Raw genomic sequence first — 659 nt, forward strand, 5'->3', positions numbered from 1 at the left:
TCGCTTCTTCAAAGTCAACAACTTTTTTTCTTTTTAATTGCACGTTAGTGCAATTATGGAGGATTAGCTCAGCTGGGAGAGCATCTGCCTTACAAGCAGAGGGTCGGCGGTTCGAGCCCGTCATCCTCCACCATTTAATTTACTATACATACATAATTTACATATCGCCGGTGTAGCTCAATTGGTAGAGCAACTGACTTGTAATCAGTAGGTTGGGGGTTCAAGTCCTCTTGCCGGCACCACTTTTATATGATATAATATTCAAGTCTCTTATAAGAAGAGCCATTAGCTCAGTTGGTAGAGCATCTGACTTTTAATCAGAGGGTCGAAGGTTCGAGTCCTTCATGGCTCACCATTTATATGTTGCGGATGTGGCGGAATTGGCAGACGCGCTAGAATCAGGCTCTAGTGTCTTTACAGACGTGGGGGTTCAAGTCCCTTCATCCGCACCATTTCTGCGGAAGTAGTTCAGTGGTAGAACACCACCTTGCCAAGGTGGGGGTCGCGGGTTCGAATCCCGTCTTCCGCTCCAACTATACCATCCACGCCGGGGTGGTGGAATTGGCAGACACACAGGACTTAAAATCCTGCGGTAGGTGACTACCGTGCCGGTTCAAGTCCGGCCCTCGGCATTAAGTTTGCGCCCGTAGCTCAATTGG

General features: G+C 48.4%; 6 tRNA genes. All 6 read left to right on the forward strand.

Annotated features, from left to right (window positions below):
- Positions 1 to 57: 57 nt before the first annotated feature.
- Positions 58 to 133 (forward strand) — tRNA-Val (locus MOB98_RS20710).
- Positions 134 to 166: 33 nt separating this feature from the next.
- A tRNA-Thr gene (locus MOB98_RS20715) sits at positions 167 to 242 on the forward strand.
- 37 nt (positions 243 to 279) lie between these two features.
- Positions 280 to 355: transfer RNA gene (locus MOB98_RS20720), tRNA-Lys, on the forward strand.
- 10 nt (positions 356 to 365) lie between these two features.
- Positions 366 to 452 (forward strand) — tRNA-Leu (locus tag MOB98_RS20725).
- Between the two features lie 5 nt (positions 453 to 457).
- Positions 458 to 532 (forward strand) — tRNA-Gly (locus MOB98_RS20730).
- A 14-nt stretch (positions 533 to 546) separates the two neighbouring features.
- Positions 547 to 632, forward strand: a tRNA-Leu gene (locus tag MOB98_RS20735).
- Positions 633 to 659: the final 27 nt, after the last annotated feature.

Origin of the sequence: Bacillus sp. N13C7 (assembly GCF_026790065.1) — a bacterium.
Lineage (GTDB): Bacteria > Bacillota > Bacilli > Bacillales > Bacillaceae > Bacillus.